The following is a 21,901-nucleotide window of genomic DNA, read 5'->3' as shown; positions in this document are numbered from 1 at the left end:
CTCCGGTGGGCGCCCGATCCACTTGGAGGTACGCCGCATGCGCAAGTCTGACGACGCGCCCTACAGCAATCTGTATCAGAAGTCGCTTGCCTACGACCGGCGCTGGGTCTACCGCCGACGCCGCGTGGCCGTCCTGGCGGGGGTCCTAGCCGTGGTCCTCGTGGTTGGCGCGGGGATCTGGGCGGTCTCCCTGTACTTCGGATTCGAGAACGGGATCCGCCGGTCGCAGGCGATCAGCGGCGGGGCGGGTCTCGACCAGGACGTCAACATCCTCCTCATGGGCCTCGATTCGCGCCTCGACGAGAACGGGAAGCCATTGAGCCAGGAGGAGTACGACGCACTGCACTCCGGATCGGCGGACGACGGCGGCTACAACAGCAACGTGCTCATGGTCCTGCACGTGCCGAAGGACGGCAGTCAGGCCACGGTCATCTCGATCCCGCGCGACGACTACGTGGACCTCGCCGGGGCGCCCGATGGCGTCAAGCAGGGAAAGGTCAAGCAGGCGTACGGGTACCGCATGGACGAGGCCATGCGCGAGCTGTCCGCGGACCCCAAGGGCAAGAGCCAGGACGAGACCTACCAGGCGGCCCGGGACGAGGGCCGCAAGGCGGAGATCGCCACGGTCGAGAACTTCCTCAAGATCAAGATCGACCACTTCGTCGAGGTCACGATGGCCGCGTTCCTCTCCGTGGCGAAGGCCGTAGCCCCCATCACTGTGTGCCTCCAGGAGGCCACCAAGGACACGTACTCCGGCGCGGACTTCAAGGCCGGCCAGCAGCAGCTCACCGCGCAGCAGGCCGTCGCGTTCGTGCGGCAGCGCCGCGACACCACCCGGTCGGGGGTAGAGCTCACTGACCTCGACCGTGCGCGCCGCCAGCAGGCGTTCATCTCCTCCCTCGGGACCCAGCTCAAGCAGAAGGGCACGATCACCGACGTCGGGAAGGTGACGGGCATCGTCGACGCTCTCAAGGGCAAGATGGCCCTAGACGAGGGCTTGAACCTCATCGACTTCGGCATGAAGGCCAAACAGCTCACAGAGAACAAGACGAAGTTCGTGACGCTGCCGATTGTGGAGTTCGGCTGGTCGGACACGGGCGAGTCCGTGAACATCGTGGACGCGGGCGCGATCCAGCAGCAGGTCGCGGACCTCCTCAACCCCCAGCCCACGCCGACCCAGGCCCCCGCCCAGGCCGCGTCTGGGCAGTCGCAGCCCGCAGTCGCCTCCGACTCTGGCGCCCAAGCCCCCGCTGCGACGCAGGCAACGGCCCAGGGCCAGGCCAAGTCCGCGGCCTCGGCAGCGGCCCCCGGGCCCTCCCCGTCGCCGACCTCGACGTACAACGCGGGAGACTGGTCCGACGCGCTCATCGGCGGCGGCATCCCCTGCGTCAAGTGATGGGCCACATGACCTGCGAGACGTGGCCACCCGACGGGCAGGGGCCGTTGAGTGGCCGCCATGCGCGTCGCCCGGCGTTAACCCCCGCGTTGACCGCGTGTGACCTGCCGTCCCTACGCTGGCGGCGTGGCTAGCGCTCGCAGGCGGTTCGTGGCCCTGGGCGACTCCTTCACGGAAGGCGTCGGGGACTGGAGTCCGGTGCTGCCCAATGGAGTCCGCGGATGGGCGGACCGGGTCGCCGAGAGGCTCGCGAAGACCGAGAAGGGCTGGGAGTACGCGAACCTCGCGGTGCGGTCGAAGCGGCTGCGCCACATCGTCGCGGATCAGCTCGGGCCAGCCCTCGCGATGGAGCCCGACATCGTGACGCTCTACGCCGGCGGCAACGACATCCTCGATGTGGGCACCGACATGGACCAGCTCCTGGCGCAGTACGAGGACCTCGTGCGCCAGCTCGCCGCGACCGGTGCCACCCTCGTGCTGTTCACCGGATACGACGTCAAGGTCAACCCCCTCCTGGAGCCGCTCAAGCACCGCAACTGGCAATACAACGAACGCGTGCGGAGCCTGGCCTCGGAGTTCGACGCCGTCCTCGTGGACTACTGGTGCTTCGACGAGTACGCGGATCGGCGCATGTGGGACAGCGATCGCCTCCACATGTCCAAGGCGGGGCACAAGTTCCTCGCTCGGATGGTGCTCCACCACCTCGGGTATCCGCAGAGCTTCAAGTCCCGCGAGTGGGAGCCGCCCGCCCGGCGCGGGGCGCGCGAGTGGATCGCCGCGCAGCGCGCGTGGCTCAACGATTGGGTGGTCCCCCTGATCGGACGCAAGATCCGCGGCGTCACCCTCGGCGATCACCTCATGCCCCGCTGGCCCGAGCCCGTCAAGGTCCCGCGCAAGGGCGGCCTGCGCCGCTACGTCGAGGAGCACCCCGAGGCCCTCGACAACACCCCGGACTGGGTGCAGTAGCGCGCCCAGCATGCGGGGAGGCACGCGCCGCTGCACACGTCGTCGTCGCGCTCCCGCCCATCCGCAGTGGTGCGCCGCCCTCAGCATGACCGCCCGCGTGCGGGCGAGCGGCACCCGCCACGCGTCGTCGTGCGCTGCGACCCCGTAGGCTTGGCGGGTGCCTGACGTTTCAACCATCCTTGTCCCGTGTCCCTTCGCGCCCTGAGGTCGGACGGCAGCCTGACCGCGCCGTGGCTCCTGATCCTCGCGTTCCTCGGGACCACAGCCCCGCTGTCGACTGACGTCTACCTGCCGAGCTTCCCGCGCGTCCAGCAGGAGTTCGCCGCGTCCGCGTCGGGGGTCCAGCTGACCTTGACGGGCTTCCTGATCGGTATGGCCGTGGGGCAGCTCGCCTTCGGCTCGCTCTCGGACAAGTTCGGGCGGATGCGGCCGCTCCTCGTCGGGACGGCTGGGGCGATCCTCTCCTCCGTCGTGGCAGCCCTGGCTCCCAACCTCGAGGTCCTCATCGCCGCTCGGCTCGGCCAGGGGCTGTGCGGTGCGGCGGGGATCGTGATCGCGCGTGCCATCCTCGTCGACCTGACGCGCGGTGCCGAGACCGCCCGGACCATGAGCCTGATGATGACCGTGGGCGGCGTGGCCCCCGCGGTCGCCCCTTCGTTGGGTGCCCTCCTCGAGGATCCGATCGGTTGGCGCGGCATCATGTGGGTCCTCGCGGCGCTGTTCGTGGTCATGTCCGTCAGCGTCGTGACGGTTTTCCGTGAGACGCTGCCGCCCGAGGCGCGCGGGCACCACGGCGTGGTGGGGGGGTTCGCCGAACTGTTCAAGGTTCCAAGGTTCCTCGGCTACGCAGGACTCTTCGCCACGACCTTCGCCGTCATGATGACGTATATCCCGGCCTCGCCGTTCGTGTACCAGACCGTCATGGGGCTGCCGCCGATCGCGTACGGCGCGCTGTTCGGGGCGAACGCCGTCGGGCTCATCGGGGCCGGCTACACGTCGTCGCGGCTAGTGCGCCGCGTGCCCGCGCAGCGCATCGTGACGGTGGCAGCGGCCGCGCTCCTAGTGGTGTGCGTGGTCCTGCTCGTGCTGGCGCTTGCGCCTGTGCCCCGCTGGCTCCTCGCGATTCCGATCTGGTTCGCCGTGACAGGGGTCGGGTTCATCATGGGCAATTCCTCTGCCCTCGCCCTCGATGCCGTGCGGCACGTCTCCGGCAGCGGGTCCGCCCTGCTCGGTGCGGCCCAGTTCGTGTTCGGTGCGATCGTCTCGCCGCTCTCCGGACTCGCGGGGGAGCACACCGCCGTCCCCATGGCGATCATCATGACGACGGCGGCCGCTGCCGCCGCGCTCCTCGCGCTGGTCCTGCGGCGCCGCCACGGCTGAGGACCGGCTGGCTGAGGTCGCTGAGCCGCAGGGCAGGTGCGGGCCGGACTACCTGCCGAGGTCGGCGGGCTCGAAGCTCCACAGCTCTGCGGAGACGCCCACGGGACGCTGACGCTGCTCAGGCGAGGGGGCGCCGTCGGCCACCGCCCCCTCGGCCCCGGCGCTTGCACCTTCGCTGGCGTCCCCGGCACCGGGCCGCCCGTGCCCGTGGCCGAACGATGCCGAGTTCTTCCACGCCTCGTAGCTCTCCTCGTCGGCCCACCGGGTCACAACCAGCCAGACGTTGCGACCGTCGGTGGGCTGCAGCAGTTCGAAGCCCTCGAAGCCGGGCTGACCGTCCACGGCGCCAGCCCGGCCGGCGAAGCGGCGCGCGAGCTCGTCGCCGGAGTCTGCGGGGACGGTGATGGCGTTGATCTTCACAATGCTCATGCCCCGATCCTCGCAGGCGACGCTGACTGGCGCCTGAACATGACGGCCCCGCTGCTCGCACGCCCGCTACGCTTGTCCCTGACGCGTCATGGGGGCGCCGTCAGCACGGCGAAGGGGACCACCGTGGACTTCATGACCGGCCCGCTGAGGGCACGCGTCGCAGGACAGGCCGTCATGGCCGAGACCCTCCGGCTCCAGGCGGGAACGCCGCGCCGCCGCGGGCTCGCCCGGCTCTTCGGGGCCAATCCGCTCGCGCCGGAGGCCCGCAGCTGGTACGCCGGCGCCGTGGGCGAGATGCGCGTGGCGCGGGCCCTGGCCAAGCTCGGCCCCGAGTGGCACGTCCTCCATTCCATTCCGGTGGGCACCCGCGGCTCGGACATCGACCACCTCGTGGTCGGCCCGGGCGGCGTCTTCACCCTCAATACGAAGAACCACGCGGGCAAGGACGTGTGGGTCGCTGGCAGCGTGCTCATGGTCAATGGGCAGCACGAGAAGTACCTGCGCAATTCCGCGCATGAGGCCAAGCGCGCAGCTGCCCTCCTCACACGCGCGGTGGGCCGCGAGGTGCCGGTGCGCGCCGCCGTCGTGCTCGTGGCCCCGCGGCGGGTGACCATCCGACGCTTCGCCGAGGGCGCCGCGGTCGTGACCGACTCCCAACTGCGCCGCTGGCTCACCAAGCAGGCGAAGCTCCTGAACGCGGGCGACGCCGCCCGGCTCGCCGCCGTCGCCGCGGAACCGTCCACGTGGGGTCACCAGCAGGCGCCGAGTGAGGACCCGTCGGCCACGAGGATGTCCTTCGGCGCTCTGCACACCGCGGTCATGAGGGCGCAGGGGCGGCGCCTCGTGTGGGCCGGCGCGGCCGCCGTCACGCTGTTCGGGAGCGCGGCCGGGAGCATCTTGCTCCGCTAGCGCACGCTGCGTCCCGGCCGCAGTAACCTCGGCGCCCGCAACGTCACCGCGCAGCCTCGGCGCTACGTGCCGTCGTTAGACTCGCCTCAGCATCCATGACGCGCAAAGGAGCACTCATGACCACGTGGCGGATCAGGGACTTCCACCCCTCGGACCTCGACGGCATTCTCCACCTCTGGAGTGCCATGACGGCCTCTGGAATCGAGCCCGTGTACTCGCTCTCCGAGGTGCTCGCGAGCTGCCAGAAGGACGTGGCAGTCGTCGCGCTCCAGGGGGACGACCTCGTGGGCGCCGCGGTGGGCCGCGCGGCCCATGAGCAGGGCTGGATCGTCTTCCTCGCCACGCTCCCCGAATGGCGCTCTCGCGGGATCGGGACGGCGCTGCTCGCGGCGCTTGAGAACCGCATGGCCCCGCTTGGCCTGACGAAGCTCTCGGCCCTCATGCCGGACACCGAGACCCGCCTCGAGGCGTTCCTCAGCCGGGGCTTCAAGGACGTGCAGAACCTGCGCTTCTTTGAGCGCCAGATCCCCGTGGCGCGGACTGAGCTCGAGCCGCTCGCGCAGCTCGGCGGCCGCGTCCTGCCGCGGGACCTGTGGGACAAGGTCGCGGGCATGAAGAACGAGAAGCAGCTCCTCGAGCGCAGGCTCGTCCTTCCCCTGGCCCAGGCCGAGCTCGCGGACGAGTTCGGTGTGGTGCCGCCGCGCGCCGTCGTGCTCTTCGGCCCGCCCGGGACCGGCAAGACGACGTTCGCGAAGGCGATCGCGTCGCGCCTCGAGTGGCCGTTCGTCGAGGTGTTCCCCTCGCGGCTGGCCGGCGAACCGGAGGGCCTCGCGGGAGCGCTGCGCAAGACGTTCCTTGAGATCTCCGAGCTTGAGCACGCCGTCGTGTTCCTCGACGAGGTGGAGGAGATCGCGTCGCATCGTGCGGGCGATCCACCGAGCCCCAACCAGGGCGTCACGAACGAGCTGCTCAAGATCATCCCGGCCTTCCGCGAGCAGCCCGGCCGCCTGCTGGTGTGCGCGACGAACTTCATCCGCGCCCTCGACTCGGCCTTCCTGCGCCACGGCCGCTTCGACTATGTCATCCCGATCGGCCTCCCGGACGCCGAGGCCCGCCACAGCATGTGGGAACGCTTCATCCCCGAGGCGGTCCTGCCGGAGGTCGACGTCGCGCAGCTCGTGGCGCGCACCGAGGGCTTCTCGCCGGCGGACATCGAGTTCGCGGCCCGTTCCGCGTCGCAGCGCGCGCTCGAGAAGGCGGTCTACCGCGCCGAGTCTCCCGCTGGGGCCCCCGCTGGGGCCCCCGCTGGGGCCACTGCCGGGGCCCCAGCCGGGCGCGTCCCGGTGCTCGGCACCGCGGGGTCCGCGGCCGCTGGAGGTGCGCTCCACCGCGACGCCTCGGACCTAGAGGGCGTCGCGCACGGCTCCCAGCGCGACGGCGAGCTGGCAGCCGACGCCGGGGCCGGGGCCGCGAACGGGCGGTGGGGGCCTACCACGGAGGACTACCTGGAGGCGATCGCCGAGACCAAGACGACCGTGAGCGAGGAGGTCGCGGCTGCCTTCCTCGAGGACATCGAGGAGCTCGCCCGCGCGTGACGGAGGCCCACCTCAGGCGGGCTGCCCTGGCGCCCGCCGGAGCGCGCGGCCGCGGAAAGCTGTGAGCCCGCTGTGGCGCCGATGTGAACTGAGCCCCTCCCTCGTGGGAGAGTGTTCCTATGACAGCGCAGGAGGTCCAAGCCGTCGACGCGCCCCGCGGCACTGAAGACTCGGGGCCAATGACCGGCGGGACGGCACCGGACGGCCCGTCCTCCCGCTGCACCCCCGTGACGCCGCGGCTCAAGCCACTCTTCCACGTGGCGCGGCGGTTCGCGCAGGGGTGGAACGACCTCCGCACCCGTCAGGCCCGGCATGGCGACTATGTGGCCCAAGTCGTGGCGTACCGGGGCTACGGCAGCACCCGCCGGGTGCGTGTGCTCGGGCGCGTCCTGTACTCGCGGCCGGGGCTGCATGGGAATTCGGACGCCTTCAACAACTTCCGAGGGTGGGTCTCCTTCACCTCTGTGCCGATCCAGCACGCGGAGGTGACGGTCGAGATCGAGGGTGCGCGGGCCGTCGTGCGTGCTGACGGCGGCGGCGTGGTGGATGTGCTCGTCGACGTCGAGCTCGAGCCGGGATGGCATGAGGTGCGGATGAGCGCCGAGGGCGCCGAGCCGTCTGTGGCCCAGGTGATGATCGTCGAGCCAGGGGCACGGTTCGGGATCGTCTCGGACATCGACGACACCGTGATGGTCACCGCGCTGCCGCGCCCGTTCCTCGCGCTGTGGAACACGTTCGTGCTGAGCGAGCGCGCCCGCACGCCCACGCCGGGCATGGCGGTCCTGCTGGACCGGCTCGCCGCCGAGCACCCAGAAGCGCCGGTCGTGTACCTCTCGACCGGGCCGTGGAACTCCGCGCCCACGCTCCAGCGGTTCCTGGGTCGCAACCTGTACCCGGCCGGTCCCCTCCTGCTCACAGACTGGGGCATGACGCCGGACCGCTGGTTCCGCTCCGGCCGCGAGCACAAGCGCGAGAACCTCGAGCGGCTCGCCGCCGAGTTCCCGGACATCCGCTGGCTCCTCGTCGGGGACAACGGCCAGCACGACGAATCGATCTACGCCGAGTTCGCCGCGGAGCACCCCGCCTCCGTCGGGGCAGTCGCCATCCGGCAGCTCTCCCCGGGGCAGGCGGTCTTCTCCGGGGGCACGACGCATGACGGCGATTCGGTCGCCTCCCGTCAGGACGTCGTGTGGGCGTCGGCGCCCGACGGTGCGGGGCTCGCCGCGCAGCTCGAGGCCGCCGGAGTGGTGTAGGCGCCGCCTCCCGTCTGGGGTCGCCCCACCGACAGTTTTCGATCGGATCCCCCGACCCCTTGTTTCTCCACCCCCTCCCGGGGGAAGAATGGCCCATGACCGTCCTCGTGAGGTCCCTTGAGACCGCCGTCCCGTCCACCCTCCTCAAACAGCCCGAGGCCCGAGACGTCTTCGCCGCGCAGGAGGGGCTGACACGCCTCGGCCAGCGGCTCGTCACGGCATGCTTCGACGCGGCCGCGATCGATACCCGCTACTCGGCCATCGCAGAGTTCTCGTGGGACCGCCCCGACCATGACCCGGACTTCTTCGACCCCAGCACCGGGACCCTCCTGACTCCGAGCACCAAGACGCGCAACGACCTCTTCGTCCGCGAGGCCACCCCGCTCTTCACGGAGACGGCCCGCCGCGCCCTCGAGAACGCGGATGGCATCGCGCCCGAGGATGTCACCCACGTGGTCACGGTCTCGTGCACGGGCTTCTTCAACCCCGGACCGGACTACCGGATCGTGCGCGATCTGGGCCTGAGCCCCTCCGTGCAGCGCTTCCACCTCGGCTTCATGGGCTGCTACGCCGCCTTCCCGGCGCTGCGCATGGCCAAGGCGTTCTGCGACGCGGACCCGAACGCCGTCGTGCTGGTGGCGATCGTCGAACTCTGTACGCTCCACGTCCGCAGCTCGAACAACCCGGACACCATCCTCGGGGCGTCCCTGTTCGCCGACGGCGCCGCGGCGGCCGTCGTGACCGCGCGCGACCTCCCGCTCACGCGGCCGGCCCTCTCGCTTGACGCGTTCGAGACGACCCTGACGCCCGTGGGCGAGGAGACGATGGCCTGGAACATCGGCGACGAGGGCTTCGAGATGGTCCTCGGGACCTACGTCCCGCACATCATCGACGACCACATCACCGGTGCCCTCGAGCCGCTGCTCGCGCGGGACCCGGAGCTTGCCGGCCGCCCGCACGCGGAAATCGACCACTGGGCCGTACACCCCGGCGGCCGCAGCATCGTGGACAAGGTTGCCGCGCGCCTTGGGCTGTCCGAGGCCCAGGCCGCGCCCGCCTACGACACCCTCCGCGAGTTCGGCAACATGTCCAGCGCCACGATCATGTTCGTCCTCGAGAAGATCCTCGCGCTGCCCGCGGCGACCGGCGCTGGCGCGCACGACGGCGCGCAGGCCGGCGCTGGCGCGCACGACGCCGCCGGGCCGGGTTCGCGCGCCGCCGGCGCCGAGCGCGTGTGCGCGATGGCGTTCGGCCCCGGCCTCACCGTCGAGACGGCACTCATGACCCGACTCCTGCCGTAGCGGCGGGGCAGGAGGGTGGAGGCACACGGCCGGCGCGAGGTGCACGACGCCGTCGTCGTCGGCGGGGGGCCGGTGGGGATGTGCTTCGGAATCCTCCTGGCGCTCCACGGGGCGGACGTCGTAGTCCTCGAGGCGAGGCCCGAGCGGCTCGGCCACACCCGCGCCATCGGCATCCATCCGCCCGGGCTGCGCGTCCTGGAGCGGGCCGGCGTGGCGGGGGCCCTCGTGGCGCAGGGGGTGCAGATCGGGGAGGGCGTCGCGCGCTCGCGGGCCTCGGGCCGGACGGAGGAGATAGCACGGCTGCATTTCGATCCTCCCGTGCTCGCCGTGCCGCAGTGGGCCACGGAGGAGGCGCTCGAGTCCCGGCTCGCCGCGATCGCCCCCGGTGCCCTCCGCCGCGGCGTGCGCGCGGTGCGGACCGAGCAGACGGCGGGCGGCGCCGTCGTGCGCTGCGAGGACGGCACGTACGCGGGGCGCTGGGTCGTCGCGGCCGACGGCGCGCGCTCGCCGCTGCGCTCGTGCCTCGGCGTCCCCACGTACGGGCACCCGCTCCGCGACGCGTACCTCATGGGGGACTTCGCGGACGCGACGGGCGACGGCGCGCTCGCCGTGCTGCACCTCGAGGCGGCAGGAATCGTCGAATCGTTCCCGCTGCCGGGCGGGGTACGTCGATGGGTGGCGCATCTGGACGAGCCGGCCGTCGACCCCTCTGCCAGGGACCTCGCGCAGATCATCGCGGAGCGGACCGGCGCGGCCCTCGACACTTCCGCGTGCACGATGCTGAGTGCCTTCACGGTCATGGAGCGGCTTGCGGCACGGATGGTGGTCGGGCGCGTGGTGCTCGCCGGGGACGCTGCCCATGAGGTGAGCCCCATCGGCGGCCAGGGCATGACTCTGGGATGGCTCGACGCCGAGGCCTTCGCCCCGCTCATCGCCGCCGGACTCGATCGCGGTGGTTCCAGCGGTGGTTCCGGCTCCGGCTGGTCGCAACTCTGGGTCGCGACCGAGCGCGAACGGCTGCGTGCGGCGCGTGCGGCCGCGCGGCAGGCGAGGGTCAACATGACCCTGGGAAGGGCCCTCCCGCCGCCGCTCATGGCCGCGCGCAACGCAGCGTTCCGCAGGCTCTACGGCGTCCCTTGGCTTGGCGGCCGCACGGCGGCGCGCTTCACGATGCAGAGCTGATCACGCAGCGTGAGGGCCGGGCGCATTTGTCGGATTAGTGCCGGTCTGAGTGGCCCCGCACCCGCATCAACCCGACAGTTCGCGGGGTCGCGCCCGGGCGGTGAGAGCGGCCGGGTGGAGGACCCACGGATCGCGGGGGAGCGCCTCGGGGCGGAAGTCCCGGAGTGCGTCCCCGAGCGCGCCAGGCAGGCCAAGCGACTCGAGGAGGAGCGCTGTCACCTGCTCGGCCGGCACCCCCAGGAGCGCGAGGGCCCCAAGGGTCACCGCGCCGTCGCGCTTCGCGAGCCGTCGGCCAGCTGGGTTGAGCACGAGCGGCACATGCGCGTACGAGGGCACGCGCACGCCGAGCAGCCCCGCGAGGTACGCCTGCCGCGGGGTGGAGGGCAGGAGGTCGTCGCCGCGGACCACCTGGTCCACGCCCTGCGCGGCGTCATCCACGACCACCGCGAGGTTGTACGCCACGACCCCGTCGTTGCGCCGCAGCACGAAGTCGTCGACAACGCCCGTGTACCGCCCGTGCAGGCCGTCGGTGACGGCCCATTCGGTGACCCCGGCGCTGAGGCGGATCGCGGCGGGACGTTCCGCGCGGCGTCGTGCGCGCTGCGCCTCGGTGAGGTCGCGGCATGTCCCGGGGTATGCCCCCTGCGGCGCGTGCGGGGCGCTGGGCGCCTCCTGGATCTCACGGCGCGTGCAGTAGCACTCGTAGGTGAGGCCCGCCGCGGTGAGGCGCGCGATCGCGTCGTCGTACAGCGCGCCGCGTTCGGTCTGGCGGACCACCTCGCCGTCCCAATCGAGGCCGACGGCGGCGAGGTCCCGCAGCTGGACGGCCTCGGCTCCAGCGCGGGCCCGGTCCAGGTCCTCGACGCGCAGGATGAAGCGACGGCCCGTGGACCTCGCGAAGAGCCACGCGAGCAGCGCCGTGCGCAGGTTGCCGACGTGCAGTTCGCCGGAAGGGCTGGGGGCGAAGCGGCCGGCGCCGTGATTCATGGGCACAAGGCTACTGGTCCGAGCCGCTACTGGCCCAGCGCCTTCCTGACCGCCGGAACTACCTCCGTGGCGAACAGTTCGACCGACGCTGAGGTCTCGGCGAAGGGCAGCGTCCCGAGGCCCACCTGGGCCATGAAGCGGTCGGTGCCGAGCATCTCGTGCGTCGCGAGGATGCGCTCGGTGATCTGTGCGGGGCTGCCCACGAGGAGTCCGCCGCCCGGACCCGCCCACGCATCGAACTGCTCGCGCGGGAATCCATCCGCGGGGCGCGGCATGTTCTGCTCGATGTACGCCGCGTAGTGCGGGTAGAACGTATCGCGGGCCTCCTGCGACGTCCGCGCCACATACAGGTGGCTGCCGGTTCCGACTCTGAGGGACGACGCCGCGTGGCCGGCCTGGGCGGCGGCTGCCCGATAGAGCTCGACGTGCCGCGCGAAGTGCTGGGGTCCCGACAGGAGCGCGAGGAAGAGCGGGACCCCGGCCTGCCCAGCGCGGACGAAGCTCGACGGCGTGCCGCCCACGCCGCGCCAGATCGGGAGCCGGTCCTGGACGGGCCGCGGCGCGATCGCGGCGTCCTGCAGGGCGTGATGGCCGCGCTGCCTGCCATTCGCGGATCCGGGTGTCGGCCACGTGACGTCGGCCTGCTCCCGCATCTGCAGGAGGAGCTCGAACTTGTCCTCGAACAGGGCGTCGTAGTTCGCGGGGTCGTAGCCGAAGAGCGGGAAGGACTCGGGGAAGACGCCGCGCCCGGCGATGATCTCGGCGCGGCCGCCGGAGATGATGTCCAGGGTTGCGAACTGCTCGAAGACGCGGGCCGGGTCCTGGGTCGAGAGGACGGTGACCGCTGTGGTGAGCCGGATCCGCTCGGTCTCGCGTGCTATTGCGGCTAAAACGATCTCCGGCGCGGAGAACGCGAAGTCGTGGCGGTGGTGCTCGCCGAGGCCAATGATGTCGAGCCCCGCCTGGTCCGCGGCTTTGGCGAGCCGGATGGTCTCGTCGATGCGCTGGGCGGCCGAGCGGGAGGTGCCTGAGGCTCCGCGAGTGAGCTCGCCGAACGTGAAGATGCCGAAGTCCATAGTCACTTGAACATTCAACCATCAAGATCGTATTCCCGCGGCATCGGATTCTGCGTCCCTCCGTGCCTGGATGGTGCCGGGATCGACGGGAGGGCCATCCCTGAAACAGGGACGGCCCTCCGCATCGCGGTGGTGTGGGACGGTCCTAGAAGAGGTTCCTAGAACACGGTCCACGTGCCGGGAACGTTGACTGTGATGCCATTCGTCGTGTCCGTCACGCTGAGGTTGGTCCAGGCGGCGCTCAGGAGCGTTGTGGTCTGTCCGGGCGGGCAGATCAGATTCGAAAGGATGGTACCCATCGACGGCGCGTTGAGCGTTTCGCTCGCGATCACGTTGCCGCCCGCGGAGGCGGTGAAGGGCTCGGACTTGGACACCGTGTTCGAGAAAGCGGTCTTGTTGGAGGCCTTCGGATGGTTGGAGCCGCCGTTGATGCAGCCGAGGACGAACGAGAACGTCGCCGTGGTCGTGACGTCCACGGTGGCCCCGGCTCCGACGCCGGCTTCTTTGAAGTTCACCTGGAGGTCACTGCCGACGAGCTGGGCGTTGACGTAGATGAAGTGCGGATTGCCGCCGCCGCCAGAAGCGGCCTGAGCGGGCGCGCCGATCGCGAAAACGGCGAGGAGGGTGACGGCGAGGATGGACAGGAATCTGCGGATACGCATGGTGGAGCTTCTTGGGACGCAGGGTCTGGGAGCGCCTCCCCAGCAAAGGCTGATGCGGAGCTGGCCCCCCAGCTGGCTTCCGCGCCTATCGGCGGCCGGTTGCGCAGAACCGTCGGCCGATTCGATTCTACGCCGCGCCGTAGCGGAAGGGGGGCCCGCGGACGACGGCGCGTGCCCGCCGTCGTCCGCTCCGCGCCTCGCCTGTCAGTGACCCCCCGGAGGCGCCTTCTCAGCCGGCGGGCGTGAACTTCGCCATGAGCTCGTCGCGGACATCGGCGAGGTGGGACGGCGTCGCGACGAGCGCGGCGGGGAGGGCCGGCTGCGTGGGTGCGGAGACGCCGGCGAGGGGGTCGTCCGTGCGGGGGGGCAGACAGCGTGAGGGCAGCGCCGACGTCGGGCGCCGCCGCGTCCCGGCGGGTGAGCGGCGGGAGGCCGAACCGGTGCTCGACCGTGGCGAGGATGCTCGTGTGATCGAGGGGCATGGTCCCCGGTGCCACGCGGAACACCGTGCCGGCGGGGATGAGAGGGCTCACGAGGACGGTGGGCACACGGGGGCCGAAACGGGTGAAGTCGAAGCCGAACTCGCCGGGGGAGCTGTCCGGTGGCGTGGCACCCGAGGGCGGCGGGACGTGGTCGTAGCAGCCGCCGTGCTCGTCGTAGGTGACGATGAGGAGCGTCTTGGCCCAGCCGGGCCCCGAGCGGAGCGCATGGTAGGTGTCGAGGATGAGCTGCTCGCCTGCGGCCATGCTGTAGTTGGGGTGCTGGCTGTTGCCGGTCGAGCTCCAGCTGGGTTCCACGAAGGCGAAACCCGGGAGCGTCCCCGCCGCAGCGTCGGCCTGGAAGTCCTTGAACAGGCCGATGTTCGCTGCCGGGGCCTTCTGGGTGTCGGGGAAGTTGAGGCGCGTGAGCGGCGGCTTGCTGTATCCGTAGATCTTCCACGGGATGCCGTGCTGGCCGAGGAGCCCGAAGATGCTGGGGACGGTGTAGGACTTGGTGACGTCGTCCATGTGGCCCTGGCTCGTCCCGGCACACGTGAAGGCGCGGTTCGGCATGGTTTCGGTAGGCACGGAGCTGAACCAGTGGTCGCACACGGCGAATCCGCGCGCGAGCCCGCTCAGCACCGGCAGCGTTTCCGGCGCGTAGCAGCCCATGATCCAGCTCGGCGCCGTTCCCGGGACCACGTACCACTTCTTCGCCTGGTTGTCCTTGATGGCCTGGGCGTAGTCGGTGACGAATCCGGTCATCGTGGGGGCGGCACCGGGGGCCGGCTGCGTGGTCCCGAAGAGCTGGCTGTTCGCCTTCGCGAACCCTTCGCCCGGGTCCGCGCCGGGCATGAAGTACGCGTCCGGGGTGGTCGGGGCGATGGGGTAGACGGGCACGGGCTTGCCATCCGTGCCAGGGCAGCTCTCGGTGCCCGTGAGCCCCTCGAAAGGCGCCCCGCTCGGCGAGACGTTTCCCGAGCCGTGGTAGAGGTAGCCGAGCATGTGGTCGAACGATCTGTTCTCGAGCATGAGGACCACGATGTGGTCGATGCCGGCGAGTCCTGGAGCCATGGCTGTTCCTTGGCGCTGGGGTCGGTGGAGCCTGCGACGTCAGGCTAGGGCCCGCGGCAGCCCGCGCGGAACGGTCCGCGCAGCCGGTTCAGGATGTTCACAGCCTATGCTTGGTATCCGTGACGGAACCCCGTTGGCTGACCGCCGAAGAACGCCGGGCCTGGCTGGCCCTGTTGAGCGTGAGCACCCTCCTGCCTGCTGCACTGGACGCCCACCTGACCCAGCTGAACAAGCTCTCCCTGTTCGACTACAACGTCCTCGCGATGCTCTCCGAGGCCGAAGGGCGTCTGCTCCCGATGAAGGAGCTGGCATCGCGTACCTCGTCGTCGCTGTCGCGGCTTTCGCACGTTGTGACCAAGCTCCAGGCACGCGGCTGGATCGACCGCCGCCCCTCGCCCGACGACGCCCGCGTCACCACCGCCCATCTGACCGACGCCGGGTGGGAAACCATCGTGGACCTCGCCCCCGACCACGTGGAGCGGGTGCGGCAGATCGTCCTCGACCCCCTCGACCCGCAGGACGTGGCCCGGTTGGCCGAGATCGCGGAGAAGATTGTTGGCAAGCTGCAGGCGGACCACTGGATCTTCCGCGACCAGGCCCGGATCGAGGGCGAGCGTCCCAAGGCTGCGCAGGCTGGGGCGACAGAGCCAGCCGGGAGGGCGGCGCCGGCTGGGGCCGCCGAGCTGACATCTGGGACGACAGCGCCCGCCGGGACGACAGCGCCCGCTGCCGAAGCCGAGACGCACGACGGCGAGGCGACACCGTGAGCGCCGACTTCACCACTCGCTTCGTGGCACTGGGCGACTCGTTCACCGAGGGCGTGGGCGATCCGGACGCGTCCCGCCCGAACGGCGTGCGGGGCTGGGCCGACCGGGTTGCGGAGCAGCTCCAGGCTGCGGACCCTGCAACCGGCTACGCGAACCTGGCGATCCGCGGACGCAAGATCCGCGCGATCCTGGCCGAGCAGATCGAGCCGGCGCTCGCGCTGCGGCCCACGCTCGTGACGCTCTATGCGGGCGGGAACGACATCCTGCGGCCCAAGGTAGACATCGACGCGCTGCTCGAGGACTACGACGCGGCGGTCGCCCGGCTCGTCGGGGCGGGGGTCCGTGTGCTCCTCTTCACTGGGTTCGACGCAGGCTCCTCGAAGGTCTTCGGAGCCATGCGCGGACGGACCGCGATCTACAACGAGCAGGTACGCTGGATCGCCGAGCGCCACGGCGCAGCGCTGGTTGACTACTGGCGGTTCCATGAATTCCAGGACTGGCGCATGTGGGACACCGACCGCATGCACATGTCCTCCCTCGGCCACGCGACGATGGCCAACCGGGTACTCAGCGTCCTCGAGCACGAGGGCCTCGCCGACGTCCCGGAGATGCCGGAGCTGCCCGTCCTCAGCCGTGTTGAGCAGCTGAGGGCCAATGCCGTGTGGGTCCGCGAGTTCGCGGGGCCCTGGGTCATGCGCCGGCTCACGGGCCGCTCCTCGGGCGACGGCCTGAGCCCGAAGTACCCCATCCTCACCCGCCTGTAGAGCTCATTCCAGACACCACCGAAGGCATGCCCCTCCGAACCGTTGACTTAATACGTTAGTGATGACTAACGTATATTCATGCCCGATCTCCTGGAAGTCGCTGCGGAGCCTACGCGCCGCCGCATCCTCCAACTGCTCGCGGCAGGGGAGTCCGCGGTCACGCCGCTGTCTGATCGCTTTGCGGCGACGCGATCCGCCATCTCCCAGCACCTCCTCCTCCTCGCGGAGGTGGGCCTCGTCGAGGTCCGCAAGGAGGGCCGCAACCGGCTCTATCGGCTATCGGCCAAGGGCATGGCCCGCCTGCACGAGCAGGTAGCCGTGTTCTGGACGAACGAGCTCAACCTCCTGGTCGCAGACGCGCACGCCCTCGCGGCGTCCGGTCCGGCTCCAGGGCCTACAGGCCAGATCCCGTCAGAAGGCCCGACCCCATCCGAAGGCCAGAACCTATCCGAAGGCCAGACCCCATCCGAAGGACCGTCATGACATTCGCACAGACCGTGTTCCTGCCCGTCACTCCGGACGAGGCGTTCGGCCTCGTTACCCAGCCCGAGCGCCTGCGCCGCTGGATGACCATCACCTCCCGCATCGACCTGCGCGCAGGCGGGGACTTCCGCTGGACCGTTGTCCCCGGCGCCTACGCCGCAGGCACCGTCACCGAGGTCGAGCCCGGGCGCCGGATCGCCTTCGCCTTCGGCTGGGAGGGCCACGGAGAGGTGCCGCCCGGGTCCTCGGACCTCACCATCACGCTTGAGCCTGCCGAGGGCGGCACGAACCTCACCCTCGTACACGCCGGTCTGAGCCCAGCACAGGAGGAGGATCACGCCCAGGGGTGGACGCATTACCTCGGCCGTCTTGCGGCGCTTGCAGGGACGGGCGATGCAGGCCTCGACGTGTGGGTCCAGCCCGAGCACTTCGACCAGATCGCGGGCGCGGACGCATCGTTTGCCGTCCTCGACCGGGTACTCGCCGCCGTGACGCCCGACGCCGCCGCGCGCCCCACGCCGTGCGAGGACTTCGACGTCGCTGCCCTCACCGACCACCTGCACGGGAGCATCGTGAGCATCGGTACGGCTATAGGCGCCCAGTTCCCTGCTGAATTCCCCTCCTCGTCGGTGACGTTCGACGCCGAGGCGCGCCTCGCCGTCGTGATCCAGCCGACGCTCGAGGCACTCGCGCACCGCGGCCTTGAGGGCACGGTGGACATGGGCTTCGCCGTGATGCCCGCGACGAGCGTGGCCAACATCCTCAACATCGAGCTGCTCGTGCACGCGTGGGACTACGCGTCGGCGCTCGGGCGAGACCTCGAGGTCTCCGCCGAGCTGTCCCAATACATCCTCGGGCTCGCCGAGGAGACCATCACGGACCAGGTCCGGGCGAGTGGCTCGTTTGCCGGGGCCAAGCTCGTCGACGAGTCCGCTCACGCACTCGACCGCCTCGTTGCCTTCACCGGGCGGGTGGCCTCCCGTGGCTGAACGTCTCGCTGGCCGCCGGGTCGATGTCGAGGTCGCGACGACGATCGCGCGGCCGTGCGCCGTCGTCGCCGCCTACGCCGCGGATCCGGACAATGCGCCCGAGTGGTACGCGAACATCCGCTCCGCAGTATGGCGTACACCGAAGCCACTGGCGGTCGGAAGCGAGATCGACTTCCGCGCCCGGTTCATGGGCCGCGACCTCGCGTACACGTACCGCGTCGAGGAGTTCGTGCCCGGTGAACGCCTCGTCATGGCGACCGCGCAGGGGCCGTTCCCGATGCGCACCACCTACACGTGGGCCGTTGACCAGTCCGGAGGCGACAGCCACCACTCCGGAAGCACGGTCATGACGCTCCGCAACGACGGCGCGCCGCGCGGCTTCGCTGCCCTCACGGCTCCGCTCATGGAGGCGATGATGCGGCGCGCCAATGTCAAAGACCTCGCGCGGATCAAGGACATCCTCGAGGCGCGGGGATAGCCACCAAGGGGACCCACGACCAAGAGAGGGCCCCACGCAGAGAAGAAGGACACGGAAATGGTCGACATCCTGCATCGCATCGGAGTCGCGAAGTCGTCGCCGGACGATGTCTACGCGGCGCTCACAACGATCGAGGGGCTCTCCGGCTGGTGGGCCCGTAACACAACGGGAAACACGGACGTGGGCGGCGTGATCGCCTTCCGCTTCGTCCCCGGTGGCTTCGACATGAAGGTCATCGAGTCGGTGCCCGGGAAGAAGGTCCTCTGGGAGGTCGTGGACGGCCCGGCGGAATGGATCGGCACCCATGTGAGCTGGGACCTCAGCCAGGCCGGCGACTACACGATCGTGCTGTTCGCCCACGAGGGCTGGGCAGAGCCGGTCGAGTTCATGCACCACTGCAGTACCAAGTGGGCCACCTATCTGCTCAGCCTCAAACAGCTGCTCGAGTCCGGTGTGGGTTCGCCCGACCCGGACGATCAGCAGATCAGCGACTGGCACTGAGCCGCCCGAACCGTGGGCCTTTCTGGTCGCGGTGGGCGCCAGGCTGGCGCCTCAGCCGGCGCGTTGCACCGACACGCCCTACGCCGCGCTCGGGGCGCGGAATCCAGGCGTGGCGAGCAGCGCGCCGTCGTGCGTGACGACGAGCACGTCCACGTCCCAGCGGGCGGTGACGGTATCGAGGGTCGCGCGGCCGCCGGCCACGATGGCGGTGGCCAGGACATCGGCCGTGACGACGTCCGACGCCGCGACGCTTACCTGGACGAAGTCCGGGCGCTGGGCGCCGCCTCCAGCGCGGCGGATGCCGACCGTCCAGATGTGGTCGCCGCGCTCGGCCGAGCCAGATGTCGCGAGGGCCAGCCGCGGCGCGCGGCCGGACAGCGCGCGGCCGGACACCGCGGGGCTGGTTCCCATGCCTGGGGCCGCGCCCATGACCGCGTCCATGACCGAGTCCGGGGCCGTCCCCGTTCCACCCAGCGGATAGGCGCCCAGGAGTGTGCGCCGATCCGCTGGGTCCACGATTCCCGCGAGCCACGCGGAGGCCCCAGCGCCCCCGCGTGGCCCGCCGTCCCGGGAGATCGGCGGTCGAGGTGCCGGTGAGCCGGACACGAGCACGTCTCCACCCGCGTTGAGGCACCAGTCCGTGAGGCCGAGGGCCGCGAGGGACCGCCCCGCCTCGGCGATCGCATAGCCCTTGACGAGTCCGCTGAGGTCCAGGAGCCCGTCCGGCCGCTCGGGCGTGAACGCACCGTCGGTGCGCCGCCGCCAGCGGATGGCGTCCGCATACAGGTCCCGCATGAGCGGACTCGCTTCCATGAGCGAGAGCTCACCGCGCGCGATCCGGCTCGCCTCTGAGGTGGGCTTGTAGAGGCTGAACTGCGCGTCGAGGCCGGCGAACTGGTCCTCGACGACGGCTGTGGCCGCTTCGAGCCGGTCGACGACGGCCTGCGCGTCGTGCGCGGCGGTAGAACCCGCGTCGGTGTGGCCTGACAGCACAGGACGAACAGCCGAGCCTGCGTCCGCTGCACCGGCCTGCACGGGGATCGTGAGGCTCACGACCGTCCCCATGCACACGAACGTCCTGGCCTGCAGGGCGGGCTCGCCGGAACCCGGCAGGGACGGCTCGCCGTGAGCCTGCACGGGCGTGGGATCAGAGATGGGCTGCATCGAGGGCCGCCTGGAGGGAGGTCAGGTAGGCATCGGAGGTGATGGTTGCCCCGCTGACGGTCTGGACGTTTGCCGACTGTGCCTGCAGCACCTCGGAGCGCAGGATCGGGGCGGCCGTGGCGCTGATCATCTGCGACCTCATCTCCGCGTCGGTGAGGTGGAGGGCCGTGACCTCGGTGATCTTGCCGCTCTGGACGGTGATCTGCACCTGGACATTTCCGAACCTGGTCGAGACGGCCTTCCCGGCATACGTCGTCTGGGCCTTGGCCTGAGAGCCGGTCGTCTGGCTCGCGCTCGTGCCGGACGAGGTCCCCGAAGAGGCGGAGCCCGAGGTGCCGGACGCGCCCGAGGTGCCGGACGCCGTCGTGCTTCCGGTGGTTCCCGTCGTGCCTGTCGTCCCTGCGCTCCCGCCGGCGGTTGCCTGCGCTTCGAGGGCCTGGGCTCCGGCCTGCCAGCCGACGGCGAGGATGCCGAGGGAGGCGAGGGAGGCTGAGATTGCTGCTCGTGTTCTCACCAGTCGAACCTTTCGCGATGGAGCTGGGCATCTGCGGCGCCGGAGGCCTTCGCGTCCGCGAGGACGGCGTCGGACCAGTCGCGGGGCCCGCAGACGTAGATGTCGGAATCAGTGAGTGGGGGTGCGCCTTCGGGGAGGTAGTCAGTCAGGTGCAGGCCCGACTGGTGGCGGGGGAGCCATGACTTGCCGCGGGCGCGGTGCCCCACGAGCTCGTAGAGCACGGCCCCGCGCGCCCGGCAGAGGGCGGCGATCTCGTCGCGGAGGTAGAGCCGGCTCGGGTCGCCGCCGCGCAGGATCACGGTCGCGTCACCGGGGGCGAACTCGGCCCGCTCGAGGAGCGCGCGGATCGGGGTGATGCCGATGCCCGAGCCGACCATCACGAGGCCAGGCCGGGTGCGGGACGAGTGGGCGAAGTTGCCGTAGGGGCCCGCGAGGGCGACCTTGGTTCCCGGCCGGATCCGCAGGAGTGCCGCCGTGCCGCGGCCGAGGTCGCGGACCGTGATCCGGATGCCGTAGGGGGCGCCGCGGCCGCTCGGTTCCGCGGAGAGGCTGAACGGGTGCGCGTGCCACCACACGCCCGGGGCGAGGAAGCGCCAGATGAAGAACCTTCCGCCCTCGCCCGTGAGCTCGGCCAGGCGCAGGCCCGTCATCTCGATGCTCACGACGCCGGGCGCCTCCTCGATCACGCGGGTCACCGTGAGCTGGTGCCTCCACGTGCGGACCAGCGGTGCCACGACGCGGAACCCGACGATTGCCACGACCACGGTCCAGTAAAAGAGCTCCCAGTAGAGCCGTTGCCAATGGCCCTCGGCGAACAGCCCGCCCACGCTGAACTGGTGGGGGAGGCCGGTCAGGACCGCGGCGTAGGTGAGGAGGTGGATGGCGTGCCAGAACTCGTACGGCATCTTGCGCCGCACAGCGACGAGCGAGGTCACGACCACCGCGATGAACAGTGCTATGGAGACGAACGCGAGCCACATGTCCGGAACGAGGTTCCACAGGGACACGGCCTCGGCGATCGGGTTGAGGCCCTCGGACGCGCCGTAGCCGAGGAGCAGGAACACCATGTGGGCCAGGATGAGGTACAGGGAGGGCTTGCCGAGCTTTCCGTGGACCGACATCGCGTGGTCGTGCCCGATGGCCCGGTCGATCCACGGGAGGCGCGCCGCGAGGAGCATCATCACGAGCACCAGGTCGGTGCCGATGAGTCCGGCGATGATTCCGATCGCCGTGAGTGCCTGGGGCACGGTGCCGAACTGCCCGGCCGCGCCGTCCGCAAGGTAGAGCGCGACGGCAGCTGCCGCCGAGCCCCACGCCGCGACCGAGAGCAGATCGGCACCGAGCAGACGACGCCGGCCCCGCGCCCTGAGCTCACGGCCCAGAGCCGCGCGTCCGGTCGCTAGGGGAAGCGCCTGGGTGGGTGGCTGGGGGGTGGGGAGTGTCGCCGTCATGCCTACAACTCTGCTGCCGCACCCTTTCGATTTGCTGTGGGGGGGCTTGTTGTCGGCAATGGGTGCTTGAATCGTCAACCGCTGTCCGCAGGGCTTGCGGT

The 21,901-nt window shown here is 70.7% G+C and carries 21 protein-coding genes and 1 pseudogene; 14 read left to right on the top strand and 8 right to left on the bottom strand.

The genetic code is table 11. The features are described 5' to 3' along the window. Positions 1–37 precede the first annotated feature (37 nt). The 3 genes from AB5L97_RS17330 (at position 38) to AB5L97_RS17320 (ending at position 3,742) form a co-directional block, all read left to right on the top strand. Entirely contained in the window at positions 38–1,396 is a 1,359-nt protein-coding gene (locus AB5L97_RS17330; protein WP_369045605.1) for an LCP family protein, read from the top strand. Between the two features lie 126 nt (positions 1,397–1,522). After that, positions 1,523–2,362, top strand: a complete 840-nt coding sequence (locus tag AB5L97_RS17325) for an SGNH/GDSL hydrolase family protein (protein ID WP_369045604.1) — start codon at positions 1,523–1,525, stop codon at positions 2,360–2,362. 186 nt (positions 2,363–2,548) lie between these two features. Next, positions 2,549–3,742: a multidrug effflux MFS transporter gene (locus AB5L97_RS17320; RefSeq protein WP_369045603.1), complete on the top strand. Its 1,194-nt coding sequence runs from the start codon at positions 2,549–2,551 to the stop codon at positions 3,740–3,742. A 48-nt stretch (positions 3,743–3,790) separates the two neighbouring features. Here the strand turns inward: AB5L97_RS17320 and AB5L97_RS17315 are convergent, their stop codons facing one another. Next, entirely contained in the window at positions 3,791–4,171 is a 381-nt protein-coding gene (locus AB5L97_RS17315) for an antibiotic biosynthesis monooxygenase family protein (RefSeq protein ID WP_369045602.1), read from the bottom strand. A gap of 132 nt (positions 4,172–4,303) precedes the next feature. On the opposite strand from AB5L97_RS17315, the gene AB5L97_RS17310 reads away from it, so the two are divergent. The 5 genes from AB5L97_RS17310 to AB5L97_RS17290 all read left to right on the top strand — a co-directional run bounded on the left by AB5L97_RS17310 (position 4,304) and on the right by AB5L97_RS17290 (position 10,411). Continuing rightward, positions 4,304–5,080 carry a nuclease-related domain-containing protein gene (locus AB5L97_RS17310; RefSeq protein WP_369047467.1) on the top strand — a complete coding sequence of 259 codons (777 nt, stop codon included), beginning with the start codon at positions 4,304–4,306 and terminating at the stop codon, positions 5,078–5,080. Between the two features lie 116 nt (positions 5,081–5,196). Then, positions 5,197–6,675 (top strand): ATP-binding protein, encoded by a 1,479-nt coding sequence (locus AB5L97_RS17305; RefSeq protein ID WP_369045601.1) that lies wholly within the window; start codon positions 5,197–5,199, stop codon positions 6,673–6,675. 119 nt (positions 6,676–6,794) lie between these two features. After that, a complete protein-coding gene (locus AB5L97_RS17300; RefSeq protein WP_369045600.1) occupies positions 6,795–7,928 on the top strand; it encodes an App1 family protein in 1,134 nt (377 codons plus the stop codon). Between the two features lie 95 nt (positions 7,929–8,023). Next, complete coding sequence (locus AB5L97_RS17295; protein ID WP_369045599.1) at positions 8,024–9,229, top strand: type III polyketide synthase; 1,206 nt, start codon at positions 8,024–8,026, stop codon at positions 9,227–9,229. 15 nt (positions 9,230–9,244) lie between these two features. Continuing rightward, a complete protein-coding gene (locus AB5L97_RS17290) occupies positions 9,245–10,411 on the top strand; it encodes an FAD-dependent oxidoreductase (RefSeq protein ID WP_369045598.1) in 1,167 nt (388 codons plus the stop codon). Positions 10,412–10,477: 66 nt separating this feature from the next. On the opposite strand, the gene gluQRS is transcribed toward AB5L97_RS17290, so the two are convergent. The 4 genes from gluQRS to AB5L97_RS17270 form a co-directional block, all read right to left on the bottom strand. Further along, positions 10,478–11,398: a tRNA glutamyl-Q(34) synthetase GluQRS gene (gene gluQRS, locus AB5L97_RS17285; protein WP_369045597.1), complete on the bottom strand. Its 921-nt coding sequence runs from the start codon at positions 11,396–11,398 to the stop codon at positions 10,478–10,480. 26 nt (positions 11,399–11,424) lie between these two features. Further along, complete coding sequence (locus AB5L97_RS17280; RefSeq protein WP_369047466.1) at positions 11,425–12,474, bottom strand: LLM class flavin-dependent oxidoreductase; 1,050 nt, start codon at positions 12,472–12,474, stop codon at positions 11,425–11,427. A 158-nt stretch (positions 12,475–12,632) separates the two neighbouring features. Then, positions 12,633–12,989, bottom strand: coding sequence for a hypothetical protein (locus AB5L97_RS17275; RefSeq protein WP_369045596.1), 357 nt, complete (start codon positions 12,987–12,989; stop codon positions 12,633–12,635). Continuing rightward, positions 12,986–14,689, bottom strand: coding sequence for an alkaline phosphatase family protein (locus tag AB5L97_RS17270; RefSeq protein ID WP_369045595.1), 1,704 nt, complete (start codon positions 14,687–14,689; stop codon positions 12,986–12,988). The genes AB5L97_RS17275 and AB5L97_RS17270 overlap by 4 nt, the downstream gene beginning before the upstream one ends. A 119-nt stretch (positions 14,690–14,808) precedes the next feature. Between AB5L97_RS17270 and AB5L97_RS17265 the strand changes: the two are divergent. The 6 genes and pseudogenes from AB5L97_RS17265 to AB5L97_RS17240 form a co-directional block, all read left to right on the top strand. Next, a pseudogene (locus tag AB5L97_RS17265) lies at positions 14,809–15,282 on the top strand (MarR family winged helix-turn-helix transcriptional regulator); the annotation flags it as partial. 170 nt (positions 15,283–15,452) lie between these two features. Next, the gene (locus AB5L97_RS17260; RefSeq protein WP_369045594.1) at positions 15,453–16,220 is read left to right on the top strand and encodes an SGNH/GDSL hydrolase family protein; all 768 of its coding nucleotides are present in this window, start codon (positions 15,453–15,455) and stop codon (positions 16,218–16,220) included. 78 nt (positions 16,221–16,298) lie between these two features. Continuing rightward, a complete protein-coding gene (locus AB5L97_RS17255) occupies positions 16,299–16,703 on the top strand; it encodes an ArsR/SmtB family transcription factor (protein ID WP_369045593.1) in 405 nt (134 codons plus the stop codon). Beyond that, positions 16,700–17,692 (top strand): TIGR03086 family metal-binding protein, encoded by a 993-nt coding sequence (locus tag AB5L97_RS17250; RefSeq protein ID WP_369045592.1) that lies wholly within the window; start codon positions 16,700–16,702, stop codon positions 17,690–17,692. The genes AB5L97_RS17255 and AB5L97_RS17250 overlap by 4 nt, the downstream gene beginning before the upstream one ends. Continuing rightward, positions 17,685–18,170: an SRPBCC family protein gene (locus AB5L97_RS17245; protein WP_369045591.1), complete on the top strand. Its 486-nt coding sequence runs from the start codon at positions 17,685–17,687 to the stop codon at positions 18,168–18,170. The genes AB5L97_RS17250 and AB5L97_RS17245 overlap by 8 nt, the downstream gene beginning before the upstream one ends. 57 nt (positions 18,171–18,227) lie before the next feature. Beyond that, positions 18,228–18,671 carry an SRPBCC family protein gene (locus AB5L97_RS17240; RefSeq protein ID WP_369045590.1) on the top strand — a complete coding sequence of 148 codons (444 nt, stop codon included), beginning with the start codon at positions 18,228–18,230 and terminating at the stop codon, positions 18,669–18,671. Positions 18,672–18,749: 78 nt separating this feature from the next. Here the strand turns inward: AB5L97_RS17240 and AB5L97_RS17235 are convergent, their stop codons facing one another. The 3 genes from AB5L97_RS17235 to AB5L97_RS17225 form a co-directional block, all read right to left on the bottom strand. Then, positions 18,750–19,736: an FAD:protein FMN transferase gene (locus tag AB5L97_RS17235; RefSeq protein WP_423246863.1), complete on the bottom strand. Its 987-nt coding sequence runs from the start codon at positions 19,734–19,736 to the stop codon at positions 18,750–18,752. Between the two features lie 82 nt (positions 19,737–19,818). Beyond that, positions 19,819–20,349, bottom strand: coding sequence for an FMN-binding protein (locus AB5L97_RS17230; RefSeq protein WP_369045588.1), 531 nt, complete (start codon positions 20,347–20,349; stop codon positions 19,819–19,821). Then, positions 20,346–21,800 carry a ferredoxin reductase family protein gene (locus AB5L97_RS17225; RefSeq protein WP_369045587.1) on the bottom strand — a complete coding sequence of 485 codons (1,455 nt, stop codon included), beginning with the start codon at positions 21,798–21,800 and terminating at the stop codon, positions 20,346–20,348. The genes AB5L97_RS17230 and AB5L97_RS17225 overlap by 4 nt, the downstream gene beginning before the upstream one ends. Positions 21,801–21,901 lie beyond the last annotated feature (101 nt).

This window comes from Sinomonas sp. P10A9 (assembly GCF_041022165.1).
GTDB classification, from domain to species: Bacteria; Actinomycetota; Actinomycetes; order Actinomycetales; family Micrococcaceae; genus Sinomonas; species Sinomonas puerhi.
This window is presented reverse-complemented; position numbering and strand designations above follow the sequence as displayed.

Excerpts from the sequence above, each read along its gene's own strand:
- AB5L97_RS17330 (WP_369045605.1), top strand. The coding sequence starts at position 38 with ATGCGCAAGTCTGACGACGCGCCCTACAGCAATCTGTATCAGAAGTCG.
- AB5L97_RS17315 (WP_369045602.1), bottom strand. The coding sequence starts at position 4,171 with ATGAGCATTGTGAAGATCAACGCCATCACCGTCCCCGCAGACTCCGGC.
- AB5L97_RS17310 (WP_369047467.1), top strand. The coding sequence starts at position 4,304 with ATGACCGGCCCGCTGAGGGCACGCGTCGCAGGACAGGCCGTCATGGCC.
- AB5L97_RS17305 (WP_369045601.1), top strand. The coding sequence starts at position 5,197 with ATGACCACGTGGCGGATCAGGGACTTCCACCCCTCGGACCTCGACGGC.
- AB5L97_RS17300 (WP_369045600.1), top strand. The coding sequence starts at position 6,795 with ATGACAGCGCAGGAGGTCCAAGCCGTCGACGCGCCCCGCGGCACTGAA.
- AB5L97_RS17295 (WP_369045599.1), top strand. The coding sequence starts at position 8,024 with ATGACCGTCCTCGTGAGGTCCCTTGAGACCGCCGTCCCGTCCACCCTC.
- gluQRS (WP_369045597.1), bottom strand. The coding sequence starts at position 11,398 with ATGAATCACGGCGCCGGCCGCTTCGCCCCCAGCCCTTCCGGCGAACTG.
- AB5L97_RS17280 (WP_369047466.1), bottom strand. The coding sequence starts at position 12,474 with ATGGACTTCGGCATCTTCACGTTCGGCGAGCTCACTCGCGGAGCCTCA.
- AB5L97_RS17270 (WP_369045595.1), bottom strand. The coding sequence starts at position 14,689 with ATGGCTCCAGGACTCGCCGGCATCGACCACATCGTGGTCCTCATGCTC.
- AB5L97_RS17255 (WP_369045593.1), top strand. The coding sequence starts at position 16,299 with ATGCCCGATCTCCTGGAAGTCGCTGCGGAGCCTACGCGCCGCCGCATC.
- AB5L97_RS17250 (WP_369045592.1), top strand. The coding sequence starts at position 16,700 with ATGACATTCGCACAGACCGTGTTCCTGCCCGTCACTCCGGACGAGGCG.
- AB5L97_RS17240 (WP_369045590.1), top strand. The coding sequence starts at position 18,228 with ATGGTCGACATCCTGCATCGCATCGGAGTCGCGAAGTCGTCGCCGGAC.
- AB5L97_RS17235 (WP_423246863.1), bottom strand. The coding sequence starts at position 19,736 with ATGGGGACGGTCGTGAGCCTCACGATCCCCGTGCAGGCCGGTGCAGCG.
- AB5L97_RS17225 (WP_369045587.1), bottom strand. The coding sequence starts at position 21,800 with ATGACGGCGACACTCCCCACCCCCCAGCCACCCACCCAGGCGCTTCCC.